A 15,570-nucleotide genomic window follows, 5' to 3' on the forward strand; every position below is an offset into this window, starting at 1 on the left:
AAAGAAGAAGGAGGTGATATATTGGGAGAAGTACTGTCACAAAGTGAAATAGATGATTTATTTAAGGCCTTAAATACAGGCGAATTAAATGTAACTGAAATGCAGGATACGAAAGAACAACGGGGCGTAAAGCTATATGATTTTGCCAGGCCTTCAAAATTTTCCAAAGAACAACTAAGAACCTTGGAAATTATTTTTGAGAGTTACTCAAGACTTATATCTACCTATCTGTCTGGACATCTAAGATCCCGTGTGTCGGTTGAGGTAATGAATTCTGAGGCAGTAACCTATTCGGAATTTGCTAATGCACTTATTAATCCTGTTATTCTGGCGGTGACTGATTTTAGACCTCTAAAAGGCTCTATTCTCATGGAATTATCACCAAATATGGGATATACCATTATCGATAGAGTGCTTGGAGGAAGTGGTCAGGGGTTAGAAAAGATAAGAGAATTTACGGATATTGAGAGAGTAATACTTGAAAAGATGTTTTTGCAATTTGTGCAGTTACTTACTGAACCTTGGGAAAATGTTGTTGATCTCGATCCTATGTTAGAAAAAATAGAAACAAATTCTCAGGTTGTACAAATTATATCTCCAAATGAAATTATTGCTCTTGTTACACTTAATATAAAAATAGGAAATGTAGCAGGTATGATGAATATATGTATACCACATTTGGTTATTGAATCGATTATGGATAAGCTCAATACTAAATATTGGTTTTCACAAAAGGAACAAGAACTTGGACCATCCTACGAAGAATATATTCAAAAGATGATTGAAAAAAGCCGAATCCCCATTAAAGCTGTTCTGGGGAAAACCCATGTAACCGTGAGGGAATTTTTAGAACTACAAAGAGATGATATTGTAAGATTAGATAAAGACATCGATTCAGATCTGGATGTATATGTAGGCAACATACTAAAATTTTCGGGAACACCAGGGGAATATAAGAATAAGGTAGCTATAAAAATTAATCATGTTATCAAGAGGGAGGATGAGTAATGGTAGCCGAAATGCTTTCCCAAGAGGAGATCAATGCACTACTAGGAAGTATGTCTACAGATGAATTTGGGTCTAGTAATGCTTCAATAGAATTAAGTGCTGAAGAAATAGATGCGCTAGGTGAAATAGGTAATATTAGTATGGGAACAGCTGCAACAACTTTATTTACGTTATTAAATCATAAAGTGATGATTACGACACCTAAAGTTGAAGTGCTGAGCTGGGAACAATTTGTCGATACGCTTACAGATGATTTGATAGCCGTATCAGTTGATTATACAGAAGGATTTATTGGCGCAAATTTACTAATTTTAAAAGAAGATGATGTTAAAGTAATAGCTGATTTAATGATGGGAGGAACTGGCATGTATGCCGAGGGGCCTGTAACAGACCTCCATCTAAGTGCTATTGCTGAATCAATGAACCAGATGATTGGCTCGTCATCAACTTCTATGGCTCAGCTATTTAATAAAAAGATTGATATTAGTCCGCCTCAAGCTATTAAAATGGATACAAATTTAGAGGAAATTTTTGGACCTAAGGGTGATATTGTTAAAGTTTCCTTTAGACTGCAGATAGAAGAAAATATCATTGATAGTGAGCTTATGCAAGTGCTTCCTATTGATTTTGCAAAAGAATTGATAGGTGGACTTTTAAGCCAAGAACAAACAAAAAGTGAAGTGGATATTGACAAAAACGACATAGATAGACATACTAGTAGTATAGAACCACTTGCTGAGGCGGCTAAACAAGAGATATATCAGCCAGCCAGCTTACAAGAGCCTATACCTCAACCAACTTATGAAGAGTATGAAAACATGTATGAACGTCCGCAAAAAGCACCTGCACCTAAAAAAGATGTGGATGTACAGACACCCCAGTTTCAAAGTTTTGACACTCATAAAAAAGTATATCCTAAAGAAAATATGGATCTTCTTATGGACGTTTCATTGGAAGTATCAGTGGAATTAGGAAGAACAACTAGAAAGATTAAGGAAATATTAGAGTTTGGACCGGGAAGTATCATTGAACTTAACAGATTAGTTGGTGAACCAGTAGATATACTGGTTAATGGTAAGTTTATAGCAACAGGTGAAGTGGTCGTTATAGATGAAAACTTTGGAATACGTATTACAGATATAATTAATCCTGAGGATAGAATTTAAGAGAGGTGTATATTAATGGCAAAGAGTATATTAATAGTTGATGATGCGGCATTTATGAGAATGATGATAAAGGATATTTTGACAAAGAATGGATATGAAGTAGTTGGCGAAGCAGATAATGGCCTTAAAGCAGTGGATAAATATAAGGAGCTTACACCTGATTTAGTTCTTATGGATATTACAATGCCAGAAATGAACGGTATTGATGCTGTAAAAAATATTAAAGCTGTTGACCCAGGGGCAAAGATTGTTATGTGCTCAGCTATGGGGCAGCAAGCGATGGTTATTGAGTCTATTCAAGCAGGCGCGAGAGATTTTATCGTTAAACCTTTTCAAGCAGACAGAGTTTTAGAGGCAGTTAGAAAAGTATTAGGATAGAAAATAAATTAAGAAGTACATAAGTATTAGTGGTATTTGTTTTACGAGTACCACTAAACTTATATATAAAACAATATATATATTTAGTGGTGATTGTATGCAAATTAAAGATATTTTTGACATGATAATGCTTATTTTTATATTTATAGGCGTCTTATTATTAACTTACTTTGTCACAAAAAAGATGGCAGAATTTAATAAAAAAGTAGTTTCTAATAAAAATATGAAAGTAGCAGAAGTATTACAGCTTGGTCAAGGACAGTATTTATTTATTGTAAAAATAGGAAACGAGTATCATCTTATTGGAGCAGCTAAAGAAAGTGTTAACTATTGTATAAAACTAGATGAAGATAACCTTAATTTTGAAGTACCGGAACAAAAATTTTTTCATGAGTATTTAAATCAGTTTATGAAGGGCAAGCGGGTGAATGATCATGAAAAAGAATAAATTATGGTTAAAAAACAGCTTATTAGTAGCAGTCGTTTTGGGGATCTTTCTTATAGTGGCTAATGATACTTTTGCAGCGCCGCTTAATCTTCCAAATATTACTCTAGGCGTGGGAGAAGCGGATTCACCACAAGAACTTAGCCAAAGTCTTCAGATCATTTTTTTGATTACAATATTAGGGCTTGCCCCATCTATTCTTATTATGATGACAGCTTTTTTAAGACTTATTATATCCTTTCATTTTCTTAGAGCAGCTATTGGTACGCAGACAATGCCTTCTAATCAAATATTAATAGGACTTGCATTGTTTTTGACTTTTTTCATTATGAGTCCGGTGTTTTCAAATATAAAAACAAATGCGTGGGATCCCTATCAAAATAATCAAATGACACAAGCTGAAGCCGTTGAGCGGGGGATTGTGCCACTTAAAGAATTTATGGTAAGGCAAACAAGAGATGAAGATATCAAATTATTCATGGACTTATCAGGCAGAGAACTTTTACAAGATGATAGCGATATATTGAATGAATTGCCACTGCATATTGTAATCCCAGCATTTATAATCAGTGAACTTAGAACAGGATTTATCATTGGATTTTTGCTCTATATTCCTTTTATAGTTATAGATATGATCGTAGCTTCGACGCTTATGTCTATGGGAATGATGATGCTACCACCAGTTATGATTTCACTTCCTTTTAAAATCTTATTATTTATTTTAGTAGATGGATGGAATTTAATTATTGGACAACTTGTTCAAACTTTTAAATAGGAGGATATACATGGAACAATTAGTACTTGATCTTATGAGAGAGGCTTTAATGATAATTATTAAAGTTTCACTTCCTATATTATTAACAGGATTAACTATTGGACTTGTTGTGAGTATCTTTCAAACTGCAACCTCAATTCAGGAACAAACTCTGGCGTTTATCCCTAAAATAATAGGTACATTTTTAGCCATTATATTATTTGGATCATGGATAATGACCATGCTTGTTAATTTTGCAACTAAAATTTTTACTAGTTTTAATACGTATTTATAGGATGTTGTGATAATGGAAGAACTTATTTATTTATATACACATATTGATCTGTTTTTATTAATTTTTGTTAGAATAGTATTTGCACTTAGTTTTTTGCCAGTGATAGAAGAAAGTAAAATACCGCCGCTTGCTATAGGGGGAATAAGTACTTGTCTTGCTTATATTACAATATTAACAATTACTGCCCCACAACTAGAATATCACCCTACACTCTTAAGCTTTACGGTAATTATCATTAAAGAATGTGTAATAGGTATTATTTTGGGTTTTGGGGTAAGAATTTTTTTTCAGGTATATTATTTTGTAGGGACGCTCCTTGGTATGCAAGGAGGACTCGGTATGAGTATGATGTTTGATCCAGCAAATAGTACACAAGTGCCTATTTTAGGTCGATTTTATATGTTGGCGTTTAGTGCTGTTTTTATTCTATCGGGAGGGTATCACTGGTTTATTAAAACACTTGTTGAATCCTTTCAATATATTCCTATTAATCAAGTCATTTTTAGACCAAATATAGTTGGTACTATTGTCGATGCGGTGTCAGATTATTGGCTCATCAGCTTTAAATTAGCTATTCCTGTTCTTGCTGTTTTGCTTATTATAGATTGTGGCTTAGGGATACTGGCAAGAACAGTTCCGCAGATGAATATGTTTGTAATAGGGATTCCGCTTAAGATGATTATATTATTTAGTCTGCTTATATTTACCATAGGACTGATACCGGTATTTAATGATATGATATTAGAGCATATGATTAATATGATCATGAATACATTACAAGGGATGATACCATAATGACGGTGAACGCTTATTATTTGCCTTTGCAGTTTTTTGCAGCTGAAAATGAAGGGAAAACTGAGAAAGCTACAAGTAAAAAAAGAGAAGATGCCAGAAAGAAAGGTCAAGTTGCTAAGAGCACAGAGTTAAATACTGCGGTTATTATCATAGGCTTTTGTGCATTAATGGTTTTATTTGGCGGCTATATGTTAGAAACTATCGAGCTCAACCTGGCAAGAAGCATACGTGTTATTCCTGATGTACTTAGCCGAAATGATAATCAGTATTTATTAATTTTACTATCCGAAGCAATTGTTAATATAGTCATTACATGTATACCTTTATGGATGGGTTTATTTATTATGGCATTTGGAATAAGTTATGTACAAGTAGGGTATAAACCTACCTTTGAACCTCTGCAGCCCAAGTTTTCAAAAATGAATCCACTTACTGGTATTAAGAAAATTATTTCAAAAGATATGTTAGTTACACTTGTACTAGCACTAGGTAAAGTAACGCTTTTAGGTACTATTATTTTTAATGTTATTAAGTCTCAAATTCCTATATTTTTAAATTTTTATGACTTTACGCCCGCTCAAGTATTAATTAATATTTGTAGTACAATTATAAGAATAGGCTTTTTTGCTGGGGGAGCATTTACAATACTTGCTGTTGTAGACTACCTCTATCAAAAATATAAGTATGAAGACAGTATTAAAATGACAAAGCAAGAGGTCAAAGAAGAATATAAAAATGCAGAGGGAGATCCTCAAATAAAAGGCAAGATTCGTCAAAAAATGCGAGAAGGTTCATTAAAACGTATGATGCAGTCTGTTCCGCAGGCTGATGTTATTATTACCAACCCTACACATTTTGCAATTGCCATCCAATATGAGCCTAATAAAAATACTGCCCCTATTGTAGTCGCAAAGGGCGTTGATTATGTGGCACAAAAAATTAAAGAAAAAGCAAAGGAACATCATATACATATTGTAGAAAACAAACCTTTGGCAAGAACTTTATATTATACTGTAGATATAGATAAGGAAATACCACAAGAATTATATGGTGCTATAGCAGAGGTGTTAGCTTTGGTATACAGCTTAGAGGATAAAAAGGCAAACAGGAGGCGTAAATGATGAAGTTTAAAGCGGGAGATGCTATATTAGGATTGTTCGTAATAGGCATTTTATTTTTAATTATTATACCTTTACCAAGCGCTGTTTTAAGTATATTTCTTATTTTAAATATTTCAATAGCGGCAATGATCCTCATGAGTGCACTTTTTTCAAAAGAGTCTTTAGACCTGTCATTATTTCCTACAATGTTATTATTAACGACATTATTTCGTTTAGGGCTTAATATTTCTTCAACAAGGCTTATCTTGAGAGACGGGTTTGCGGGAGATGTCGTACAAGCCTTTGGGGAATTTGTATCAGGCGGAGATTTAGTGATTGGAACTATTATATTTATAATTATTACAATTGTTAACTTTCAGGTTATTACAAAAGGATCAGAGCGTGTAGCTGAAGTAACAGCACGTTTTACACTGGATGCAATGCCGGGAAAACAGATGGCAATTGATGCAGACTTAAATACAGGCTTTATAGATGATGAAGAAGCCAAACGCAGAAGAAAGAAAATACAAGATGAAGCAGCTTTTTTTGGATCAATGGATGGAGCTTCTAAATTCGTAAAAAATGATGCAATTGTAGGGTTGATTATTACAGTTGTAAATATAGCAGCAGGCATTATTATTGGTGTTGCCAGCAAAAACATGGTATTTGCTGATGCCCTTCAGAAGTATACCATTTTGACTATTGGAGATGGGCTGGTTAGTTCGATACCTGCACTCTTGATTTCTACTGCAACAGGTATTTTGGTTACAAAAACAAATTCGGATGATAGTATGAGTAAAGTCATCTTAAAGCAACTTGCTTACTCACCTATTGTACTTTATGTAGTAGGTATTACGTTGCTTGTTCTTGGACTTTTCACACCTATGGGGCCGCTGGTAACCTTCCCTATCGCTATTATTTGGTTTATTATTGCGTATAGATTTTCAGTTAAGCAGAAAATTGAAGTGGTTAGTTCGGAAATTAATAGTGAAGACGAAATGGCAGAAGAAATTAGAAAGCCTGAAAATGTTATTTCACTATTGCAAGTTGATCCTATAGAACTCGAGTTTGGGTATGGCGTAATTCCTTTGGCAGATGTGAACCAAGGGGGAGATCTTTTAGATAGAGTTGTTATGATAAGACGCCAAATAGCCCTTGAGCTGGGAAGTGTCGTACCAATTATAAGATTAAGAGATAATATTCAATTAGCGCCCAATGCCTATAGTATTAAAATAAAAGGGGTAGAAGTTGCTAAAGGAGAAATATTATTTGATCATTATATGGCAATGAATCCAGGGTATATTGAAGAAGAGATAGATGGTATTCAGACCACAGAGCCAGCATTTGGACTTCCGGCACTTTGGATTACCGAACTACAAAGAGAGAAAGCTGAAGTTAAAGGTTATACAGTAGTAGATTGCCCTTCAATTATCGCTACGCATTTAACAGAAGTAATTAAATCACATCTTCATGAACTGCTTAGCAGGCAGGATGTTCAAACCCTTATTAGTAATGTTGGAGAGACGCATCCTACACTTATTGAAGAACTTACACCGAAACTTTTAAGTATTGGTGATATTCAAAAAGTACTTTCTAATTTGTTAAAAGAGCATATATCTATAAGAGATTTAGTAACAATATGCGAAGTACTTGCTGACTATGGGGTAACAATAAGAGATACAGATGTTTTAACAGAATATGTTAGACAAGGATTGTCCCGCAGTATTTCAAAAAAAATATTTGGGGATATGACTAATCAAGTCATTACCCTAGACCCAGCTGTTGAACAGCAAATTATGGAAAATGTACAACATACAGAACAAGGATCTTATGTTGCGTTAGACCCTAGAACAATTCAAAATATTATTGCACAATTAAAAAAGGAAATTGCAAAACTTACATCTGTAGGACTACAGCCCATTATTTTAACTTCACCAATAGTCAGAATTTATTTTAAGCATTTAACAGAACAGTATATTCCAGATCTAATTGTTATTTCTTATAATGAAATAGAGCAAAATATAGAAATACAGTCAATAGGAATGGTGAGTATAGCATGAGAATCTTAAAAATAAAAGGTAAAAATGAAGAAACTATCTTGGGTCAAATCAAAAAGGAGTATGGTGATTTGGCTGTTGTGATTAGTACACAACAAGAGAAAGAAACAGGGATCTTTAAATGGTTTAAGGCGCCTAAAACAGTGGTGACAATAGCTGTAAAAGACCAAGAAGACTATTCTTTATCTGCTAAGAATGAGTCTCAAAAAGAGCAGCCTATAGATACTGTTGCATATAATGTTTTATTATCACTTAAAGATCAAATTGAAACAATGCAAAGTTCTATTACAGATTTGAAGAGATCTAATGAAAAGCATCATATGCCTTCTGAAAATAAAGAAAGCAATAAGATTATAGATATTTTAAAAGCCAAATTGTCGGATGAAGGAATTAACCAAGAGCTTTTAGATATTATATTAAAAGGCATTTCTGAAGAGTGTGAAGTTGAAGAAATCGTAAGGATATTATATGTGAATATAGAAGAGCTATTAAAGAAGGGACTATACAGTAAAAATCTCCCTCAAATAGTCTTTTTTATAGGGCCTACGGGTGTTGGGAAAACGACTACCATAGCAAAATTAACTGCAGATTATGTGCTTAATCGGGATAAAAAAGTAGTGTTGTTTACATCGGACACGTATAGAATAGCAGCGATTGATCAATTAAAGACATACGCTGATATATTAGGCGTAGATATAGAAATTATTTATGAAGAAAATGAGCTTATACAGTATATAGAGAAATGGAAGCATGCAGATCATATATTTATTGATACTGCAGGCAGATCACATAAGAATAGTGAGCAAATTGAAGACATCAAGAATCTGCTTGCTAGTGTGGAACAAAAACAAGTTTTTTTAGTACTTAATGCAAATACTTCATGCAAGGATGTAAAAAGTATTGTTGGAATCTATGAAAAGGTCTACCCTGATTTTGAGCTAATTATTACTAAGTTAGATGAAACAGATGAAATAGGAAATGTTATGAACATAGCTTATTATGCTAATAGACCTATTTTGTATTTAACCCATGGGCAAAATGTACCTGCAGACATATCAGGATTTAATGCAGACGAATATACTAGTTATTTGTTAGGGAGAATTAATTATGAATGATCAAGCGGAGCAACTTAGAAAAATAGTATCTTCTACTAAGCCAGCTGAAGATAAAACAAGTAATATGAAAGTTATTACTATTGCAAGCGGAAAAGGTGGGGTTGGCAAAAGTAACTTTACAGTCAATCTCGCTTTATGTCTTAAGCAGCTGCATAAAAATCCCGTTATATTAGATGCTGATTTTGGACTTGCAAATGTAGAAATTATCCTAGGCGAAAGACCAAAGTTTAATCTGGCACATCTTATAAGAGAAGAGTGCGGACTTAAAGATTTAATGACTAAAAGCAAGTATGAAATTTCTTTTATCTCAGGGGGATCAGGTATTAATGAAATGATGTTTTTACCGTCGGATAAAATTGAAACGATCGGAAAAAGTTTAATACAATTAGAAGATATGACGGATACTTTACTAATTGATACAGGGGCTGGAATCAATGATATTGTGCTTAAATTTTGTATGCTAGCACATGAGGTTTATATTGTTGTAACACCAGAACCAACTTCTATCACTGATGGCTATGCACTCATCAAAACTTTAAAAAGTGACTTTACAATGCAAAGTAAAATTAAAATTGTTATTAACAAAGCCACTTCAAAAGAAGAGGCCCACGAAGTTTTTACAAAGCTACATTATGTATCTAAAAATTTTTTGAAGACAGAAATAGAATATGTAGGTTATATTCCATATGATGAAAAAGTTCTAAGTGCTGTAAAAAGTCAGATTCCAGTTGTGATATACGATAAAAAATCTAAAGCAAGTGCAGCATATTATCAGATCAGTAAAAGTATAATATCTGATAATATTTCAGATAATACACCTAGAGAAAAAGCGAGTTGGATTACTAAATTTAAACGTATTTTTACAAATTAATTTATTTTCTCATAGTACTCAAGAATACATAAAAATAAACAGTAAAAGTAGGTATATTATAAGTATACTACATCATTATAGGAGACTAGCATGATTAATAACCAAAATCCTAATTATTTAAAACATAAGGAGGAAAAAGTGGACTATGAGTATATTATTGCAATGGGAATATCGACAGGAGGACCAAAACTACTCAATCAATTATTGCCCAAATTAGAAGCAGAATTATCTGCCGCATATGTTATTGTGCAGCATATGCCTCCAGGTTTTACGAAACCACTCGCAGATAGACTTAATAATGTTAGCAGTCTGCAGGTAAAAGAAGCGGAGAATGGTGAAACATTAAAGCGTGGCGTTGTTTATATTGCCCCAGGGGGCAAACAGTTTCAAATTACTAAGCAAGCAGCGCCACAGGTTTTGCTTACTGACGAAGAACCTTATAAAGGGCATAGACCTTCTGTAAATGTCATGTTGAATTCACTGGCAAAACTAGATTTAGATAAAAAGCGTATTATCGTTATTATTATGACGGGTATGGGCACTGATGGATTAGAGGGTGTTACTAACTTAAAAGAGGCGACTAATTGCATTGTAGTAGCTCAGGATAAGGACTCTTCTACTGTATATGGCATGCCTAAAGCAGTTGCGAGTGCAGGACTTGCAGATTATGTTGTTCCTGCAGAAGAGATTAATCAAATAATTAAAAAGATAGCGGGGGGTAATTATGGACGTTAGTCAATATCTACAAATATTTATTGAAGAATCAAAAGAAAATCTACAAAGGCTGAATGAGAATTTATTAAAACTTGAAGGGGCACCAGACGACATTCAAACCCTTAATGAAATATTTAGAGTGGCGCATACACTTAAAGGTATGGCCGGCACGATGGGGTTTGTAAAAATGCAGAAGTTAACACATAATGTTGAAAATGTTTTATCAGAAATAAGATCGGGCAAGTTAAAAGTTAATGTAAGTATGCTGGATACTTTATTTCAATGCTTAGATGCATTGGAGAATTATGTTGAAGAGATTATCAATACTTCTGGGGAGGGTACTGAAGACTATGCGCTTTTGATACAAGAACTCGAAAATATTACAAGCAAGCAAAGTTCAGATGTTTCGGTGCAAAAAGATATTCCCAATAATGCTACAGAAAAAGAGCAGAGTTTAAATACAAATACGCCAGATGAAGAGATGGTTCAGTTAATAGAATTGCCAGAATCACAAGGGCTCATAAAAGATAAGGCAATGAATATGGGAATGAATGTTTTTCAAATGGAGATTAAGTTATCTGCTAATTGTGTATTAAAGTCTGCAAGAGCTTTTGTTATTTTTACTGAACTTGAAAGATTAGGCGAAATAGTTCATTGTGTACCAAGTGCTCAAGATATAGAAGACGAAAGATTCGATAGTTCATTTATATTAGTATTTATTACAAAAGAATCTAGACAAAAACTGCAAGAAATTATTCTGAGTGTATCAGAAGTAGAAAGTGTTGATGTTACACCATTTAAACAAGGTGAGTTCGTTGAAGAAGACTCTGCTATAGCAAATAAAGAGGAAGACACACAAAATGCTAATCAACAAGATAATAATGCTGCTCAAAATGGAAAACAGCAAGTATCAAGTAAAACAGTTAGGGTTAATATTGATAGGTTAGACACCTTGATGAATTTAGTAAGCGAGCTGATTATTGTTAAAACACAGCTTGAAGGGCTTAATATGACGGCTCAAAACTCAGAAGGAAACTATAATGACTCCGTTGAGTATTTAGAGCGCGTTACAACGAGTTTACATGATGCTGTTATGAAAGTAAGAATGGTACCAGTAGAATTGGTATTTAATAGATTCCCTAGAATGATAAGAGATGTATCTAGGAAAATCAATAAAGATATAGAGCTTATTATGTCTGGAGAAGAGACAGAGCTTGATCGTACAGTTATCGACGAGATAGGAGATCCACTGATCCATCTTTTAAGAAATGCGGCAGATCATGGACTCGAAACAACAGAAGAGCGCGTTCATTTGGGCAAGCCCAAAAAAGGAACGATTAAACTCCAAGCTTATCAAGACGGCAATAGCGTTGTAATAGAAGTGCAAGATGATGGCCGAGGCATCGATATTAATAAAATTAGAAATAAAGCTGTTCAAAGAGGGACTATTACTAAAGAAGAGTCACTTACAATGAGTGAGCAGGAGATTATTGATCTTTTATTTAAGCCAAGCTTTAGTATGGCAGCAGAAATTACTGACTTATCAGGAAGAGGCGTAGGACTTGATGTTGTTAAAAGCAAGATTACAGCATTAGGGGGACATGTAGAAGTTCAAACAGAACTTGGAAAAGGAAGTAAGTTTATAGTGCGTCTGCCTTTAACACTTGCTATTATTCAAGCACTTATGATTAATATTGGCAATGAAAAATATGCAATACCACTAAGTAATATTCAAAATATCGAAGATGTGAAAAAAGAAGATATTCAGCTTGTTCAAAAACAAGAGGTTATTGTTGTACGTAATGAAATCATTCCAATTGTCAGATTACATAATGTACTTGGTTTGCCGCAGGAAGAAGACAAGGATCTGATGATGGGTGTTATCGTCAAAAAAGGTGAGCGTCAGGTTGGATTTATTATAGACTCTTTAATTGGACAACAAGAGATAGTTATTAAGTCATTAGGCAAATATTTAAGCGGAATTGATATTATAGCAGGTGCTACGATATTGGGTAATGGAGAAGTAGCCTTAATTTTAGATATTAATTCATTAATTTAAGGGGGAAAGAGAAGTGGACTATACATTTCAAAGTATAAAACAGTATATTGTGTTTAAACTCGACGAACAACTTTATGGGATTAATATACAGAATGTGCAAATTATAGAAAGAATTAAATCAATTATGAGAGTCCCCAAGGCACCTGTTTGTGTAAAAGGAGTTATGAATTTAAGGGGAGAGATTATACCAGTAATAAGTTTAAGAGAACAGTTTGAACTGTTGCCTGCAGAGTATACGGATAAGACAAGAATTATTATTGTAAAATTAGATGAGGCAATGGTAGGCATAATAGTTGATGAGGTGAAAGAGGTTATTGAAATCTCTGAAGAACAAATAGAAGCTGTTCAAAACATTCAAGGAAAAATTAAGACAAATCATATATTAGGGGTTGGGAAAGTTGAGTCAAATATTATCACACTGTTAAATCTTTCAAATATTATTGAAGAATCGTTTGAAAGTTTATAGTAGAATAGGAGGATTAAATTGGGGGAAAGAGATTATCAAAATATAACAGAAGAAGAAATAGATATGCTAAGGGAAGCCGGAAATATTGCCTCAGGTAATGCTATGACTTCACTCGGAAAATTAATTGGATGCACATTAGATATGAATGTTGTTAAAGTACGTATTGAAAAGATACAGGAACTAACAGACGTATTAGGCGATGCTGAAGAATTTATTGCGGGCATGTTAATTAATGTTTATGGCGATCTCAATGCAATGCTCTTACTGGCATTAGAGGCAGACAGTGCGATAAAAGTAGTTAATCGTATGTTAAGTAAAGAAGTATCACATGTAGAAGAATTTGATGAAATTGATATATCTGTTTTATGTGAAACAGGCAATATACTTGCAGGGTCTTATCTAAGTGCCTTGAATACATTCACTGGACTAGAGCTAGATGTTTCAACTCCGCAAATATCTATTGATATGGCAGGAGCTATTCTAAGTTATCCGGCTATCGAGTTTGCAAAAAATGATAATTCAATGTTGTTTATAGAGACTGAATTTAGGGATACTAATCAGGTCTTAAATGGTACCTACATTCTTATTTTGGATAATGATTCCTACAATAAAGTCATAGATTCATTGGGTAATTGGCTATGAGTGAGGGAAATATTATTAAAGTAGGTATGGCAGATTTAAATGTTGTTAAGGCACCGGATATTTTAACAACACTTGGACTTGGTTCGTGTGTGGGAATAGCCTTATATGATCCAAGTGTTAAGGTTGGAGGACTTGCACATATCATGCTGCCTGACAGTAAGCAGATAAAAAACAATAGTAATATTGCAAAATTTGCAGATACTGCTATTGTAAAGCTTATAGAGGATATGGTTAAAATAGGTGCTAAAAGCAACAGGATTATTGCGAAGATAGCCGGTGGTGCTCATATGTTTGAGTTTAAAAATATGGATGATATGATGAGAATAGGTACAAGAAATATAGCAGCTGTAACGCAAATACTAGAAGAACTGATGATTCCGATAGTAGCAAATGATACGGGCAGTAATTATGGAAGAACAATTGAACTTCATACAACAACAGGCTCTTTGTTAGTTAGAACAATAGGTCATGGTATTAAAGAAATATAGTAAAGATAGCGGAGGTTCTGATATGGATAAGAAGGATATAAATGTTATTTGGCAACAATACAATAATACCAGAGACTCCGGACTAAAGCAGATACTTATTGAGAAGTATGTTTATTTAGTAAAATTGGTTGCAGGAAGGCTTGGAATTTATCTTAATCAATATGTGGACCTAGATGACCTTATAGGGTATGGAGCTTTAGGTCTTATTGATGCGATTGATAAGTTTGATCTAGCTAAAAATGTTAAGTTTGAAACCTATGCATCATTAAGAATCCGCGGATCCATCCTAGATGCTATCAGAAAATTAGACTGGGTACCAAGAACACTAAGAAAGAAGCAAAAAGAGCTGGATAAAGCTTATACAGATCTTGAATTCAAATTAGGCAGACAACCAGAAGAAACAGAAGTTGCCCACTATTTAGGGATAGATGTAACGGAATATAATATTTTGCTCAAAGAAGTAAATATTGCAACATTGGTTTCAATTGATGAGCAGACCTACAATTTTGAAACGATTAAAGATCCTAAAGCTGAAACACCAGATTCTAGGTTTGAAGAAAAGGAAATGAAAAATACCCTTACAACGCTTATTGAATCTTTGCCAGAGCGAGAAAAGCAAGTTATTTTCTTATACTATTTTGAAGAATTTACGTTAAAGGAAATTAGTAGTGTGTTGAATGTATCTGAATCGAGAATTTCTCAACTGCATACTAAAGCTGTTTCAAGAATGCGTGCAAAACTGCAAAAATATAATATGGTGTTTCCATTATAATATAGATTTTACATCTTTAAATTATAGTTGTTAACGATAATATGTGATGTAAAATCATTCAGAGTAACAACTTTATAGTAATGAATAACTCAAGTTTATATGTTGTTTCTCTATATTACTTTTAAAAAGGAGTATGAAAATGCTACGACCTATTGATACTCAAACAATTTATCAGCAGACTCAAGAGTTATCCAATCGTCAGCAGGTACACAACCAAGGGGAACATAGACAGCAGGGACAATTTGCACATATTATGCAAAAAGAGACAGAGCTTAAAAAAGAAAGTGTTAATGAACTCGAAAAGAACCAGAAAATAGACAATAACTTAAATAAAGAAAAAAAAGAAGAGCAAGGTAATGCCAAAAAAAACAAGAAAAAAGAGTCTTCTAAAAATAATCAAGGTAAAAAATGGCATAAAGAAACCCAAATAGATATTAGGATATAG

The 15,570-nt window shown here is 33.6% G+C and carries 18 protein-coding genes; all 18 read left to right on the top strand.

The window, feature by feature from the left end; translation table 11 throughout:
• Positions 1-21: 21 nt before the first annotated feature.
• Positions 22-1,008 carry a flagellar motor switch protein FliM gene (gene fliM / locus BN3326_RS02120; RefSeq protein WP_069997462.1) on the top strand — a complete coding sequence of 329 codons (987 nt, stop codon included), beginning with the start codon at positions 22-24 and terminating at the stop codon, positions 1,006-1,008.
• Positions 1,008-2,174, top strand: a complete 1,167-nt coding sequence (fliY, locus tag BN3326_RS02125) for a flagellar motor switch phosphatase FliY (RefSeq protein WP_069997463.1) — start codon at positions 1,008-1,010, stop codon at positions 2,172-2,174. Before fliM ends, fliY begins: the two co-directional genes overlap by 1 nt.
• A gap of 15 nt (positions 2,175-2,189) precedes the next feature.
• On the top strand, positions 2,190-2,552 hold the full coding sequence (locus BN3326_RS02130) for a response regulator (protein WP_069997464.1): 363 nt from the start codon (positions 2,190-2,192) through the stop codon (positions 2,550-2,552).
• A gap of 127 nt (positions 2,553-2,679) precedes the next feature.
• On the top strand, positions 2,680-3,000 hold the full coding sequence (locus BN3326_RS02135; protein WP_330389646.1) for a flagellar biosynthetic protein FliO: 321 nt from the start codon (positions 2,680-2,682) through the stop codon (positions 2,998-3,000).
• Complete coding sequence (gene fliP / locus BN3326_RS02140) at positions 2,987-3,772, top strand: flagellar type III secretion system pore protein FliP (protein WP_069997466.1); 786 nt, start codon at positions 2,987-2,989, stop codon at positions 3,770-3,772. Before BN3326_RS02135 ends, fliP begins: the two co-directional genes overlap by 14 nt.
• Positions 3,773-3,782: 10 nt before the next feature.
• On the top strand, positions 3,783-4,046 hold the full coding sequence (fliQ, locus tag BN3326_RS02145; RefSeq protein ID WP_069997467.1) for a flagellar biosynthesis protein FliQ: 264 nt from the start codon (positions 3,783-3,785) through the stop codon (positions 4,044-4,046).
• 12 nt (positions 4,047-4,058) lie between these two features.
• Positions 4,059-4,841 carry a flagellar biosynthetic protein FliR gene (gene fliR / locus BN3326_RS02150; protein WP_069997468.1) on the top strand — a complete coding sequence of 261 codons (783 nt, stop codon included), beginning with the start codon at positions 4,059-4,061 and terminating at the stop codon, positions 4,839-4,841.
• Entirely contained in the window at positions 4,841-5,962 is a 1,122-nt protein-coding gene (gene flhB, locus BN3326_RS02155) for a flagellar biosynthesis protein FlhB (protein ID WP_069997469.1), read from the top strand. The genes fliR and flhB overlap by 1 nt, the downstream gene beginning before the upstream one ends.
• Entirely contained in the window at positions 5,962-8,001 is a 2,040-nt protein-coding gene (flhA, locus tag BN3326_RS02160) for a flagellar biosynthesis protein FlhA (RefSeq protein WP_069997470.1), read from the top strand. Before flhB ends, flhA begins: the two co-directional genes overlap by 1 nt.
• Positions 7,998-9,113: a flagellar biosynthesis protein FlhF gene (locus BN3326_RS02165; RefSeq protein WP_069997471.1), complete on the top strand. Its 1,116-nt coding sequence runs from the start codon at positions 7,998-8,000 to the stop codon at positions 9,111-9,113. The genes flhA and BN3326_RS02165 overlap by 4 nt, the downstream gene beginning before the upstream one ends.
• On the top strand, positions 9,106-9,984 hold the full coding sequence (locus BN3326_RS02170) for a MinD/ParA family protein (RefSeq protein ID WP_069997472.1): 879 nt from the start codon (positions 9,106-9,108) through the stop codon (positions 9,982-9,984). The genes BN3326_RS02165 and BN3326_RS02170 overlap by 8 nt, the downstream gene beginning before the upstream one ends.
• Before the next feature lie 90 nt (positions 9,985-10,074).
• A complete protein-coding gene (locus BN3326_RS02175) occupies positions 10,075-10,719 on the top strand; it encodes a CheB methylesterase domain-containing protein (RefSeq protein WP_069997473.1) in 645 nt (214 codons plus the stop codon).
• Positions 10,709-12,757 carry a chemotaxis protein CheA gene (locus BN3326_RS02180; protein WP_069997474.1) on the top strand — a complete coding sequence of 683 codons (2,049 nt, stop codon included), beginning with the start codon at positions 10,709-10,711 and terminating at the stop codon, positions 12,755-12,757. The genes BN3326_RS02175 and BN3326_RS02180 overlap by 11 nt, the downstream gene beginning before the upstream one ends.
• Positions 12,758-12,770: 13 nt before the next feature.
• Positions 12,771-13,223, top strand: coding sequence for a chemotaxis protein CheW (locus tag BN3326_RS02185; protein WP_069997475.1), 453 nt, complete (start codon positions 12,771-12,773; stop codon positions 13,221-13,223).
• An 18-nt stretch (positions 13,224-13,241) separates the two neighbouring features.
• Positions 13,242-13,865 (top strand): chemotaxis protein CheC, encoded by a 624-nt coding sequence (locus BN3326_RS02190; protein ID WP_083258469.1) that lies wholly within the window; start codon positions 13,242-13,244, stop codon positions 13,863-13,865.
• Positions 13,862-14,353 (top strand): chemotaxis protein CheD, encoded by a 492-nt coding sequence (locus tag BN3326_RS02195; protein ID WP_069997476.1) that lies wholly within the window; start codon positions 13,862-13,864, stop codon positions 14,351-14,353. The genes BN3326_RS02190 and BN3326_RS02195 overlap by 4 nt, the downstream gene beginning before the upstream one ends.
• A gap of 22 nt (positions 14,354-14,375) precedes the next feature.
• Positions 14,376-15,125, top strand: coding sequence for a FliA/WhiG family RNA polymerase sigma factor (locus BN3326_RS02200; protein WP_069997477.1), 750 nt, complete (start codon positions 14,376-14,378; stop codon positions 15,123-15,125).
• 139 nt (positions 15,126-15,264) lie between these two features.
• Entirely contained in the window at positions 15,265-15,570 is a 306-nt protein-coding gene (locus BN3326_RS02205) for a hypothetical protein (protein WP_069997478.1), read from the top strand.

This window comes from Cellulosilyticum sp. I15G10I2 (assembly GCF_900095725.1).
GTDB lineage: Bacteria > Bacillota > Clostridia > Lachnospirales > Cellulosilyticaceae > FMMP01.

Excerpts from the sequence above, each read along its gene's own strand:
- fliY (WP_069997463.1), top strand. The coding sequence starts at position 1,008 with ATGGTAGCCGAAATGCTTTCCCAAGAGGAGATCAATGCACTACTAGGA.
- BN3326_RS02130 (WP_069997464.1), top strand. The coding sequence starts at position 2,190 with ATGGCAAAGAGTATATTAATAGTTGATGATGCGGCATTTATGAGAATG.
- BN3326_RS02135 (WP_330389646.1), top strand. The coding sequence starts at position 2,680 with ATGCTTATTTTTATATTTATAGGCGTCTTATTATTAACTTACTTTGTC.
- fliP (WP_069997466.1), top strand. The coding sequence starts at position 2,987 with ATGAAAAAGAATAAATTATGGTTAAAAAACAGCTTATTAGTAGCAGTC.
- fliQ (WP_069997467.1), top strand. The coding sequence starts at position 3,783 with ATGGAACAATTAGTACTTGATCTTATGAGAGAGGCTTTAATGATAATT.
- fliR (WP_069997468.1), top strand. The coding sequence starts at position 4,059 with ATGGAAGAACTTATTTATTTATATACACATATTGATCTGTTTTTATTA.
- flhB (WP_069997469.1), top strand. The coding sequence starts at position 4,841 with ATGACGGTGAACGCTTATTATTTGCCTTTGCAGTTTTTTGCAGCTGAA.
- flhA (WP_069997470.1), top strand. The coding sequence starts at position 5,962 with ATGAAGTTTAAAGCGGGAGATGCTATATTAGGATTGTTCGTAATAGGC.
- BN3326_RS02165 (WP_069997471.1), top strand. The coding sequence starts at position 7,998 with ATGAGAATCTTAAAAATAAAAGGTAAAAATGAAGAAACTATCTTGGGT.
- BN3326_RS02170 (WP_069997472.1), top strand. The coding sequence starts at position 9,106 with ATGAATGATCAAGCGGAGCAACTTAGAAAAATAGTATCTTCTACTAAG.
- BN3326_RS02175 (WP_069997473.1), top strand. The coding sequence starts at position 10,075 with ATGATTAATAACCAAAATCCTAATTATTTAAAACATAAGGAGGAAAAA.
- BN3326_RS02180 (WP_069997474.1), top strand. The coding sequence starts at position 10,709 with ATGGACGTTAGTCAATATCTACAAATATTTATTGAAGAATCAAAAGAA.
- BN3326_RS02195 (WP_069997476.1), top strand. The coding sequence starts at position 13,862 with ATGAGTGAGGGAAATATTATTAAAGTAGGTATGGCAGATTTAAATGTT.
- BN3326_RS02200 (WP_069997477.1), top strand. The coding sequence starts at position 14,376 with ATGGATAAGAAGGATATAAATGTTATTTGGCAACAATACAATAATACC.
- BN3326_RS02205 (WP_069997478.1), top strand. The coding sequence starts at position 15,265 with ATGCTACGACCTATTGATACTCAAACAATTTATCAGCAGACTCAAGAG.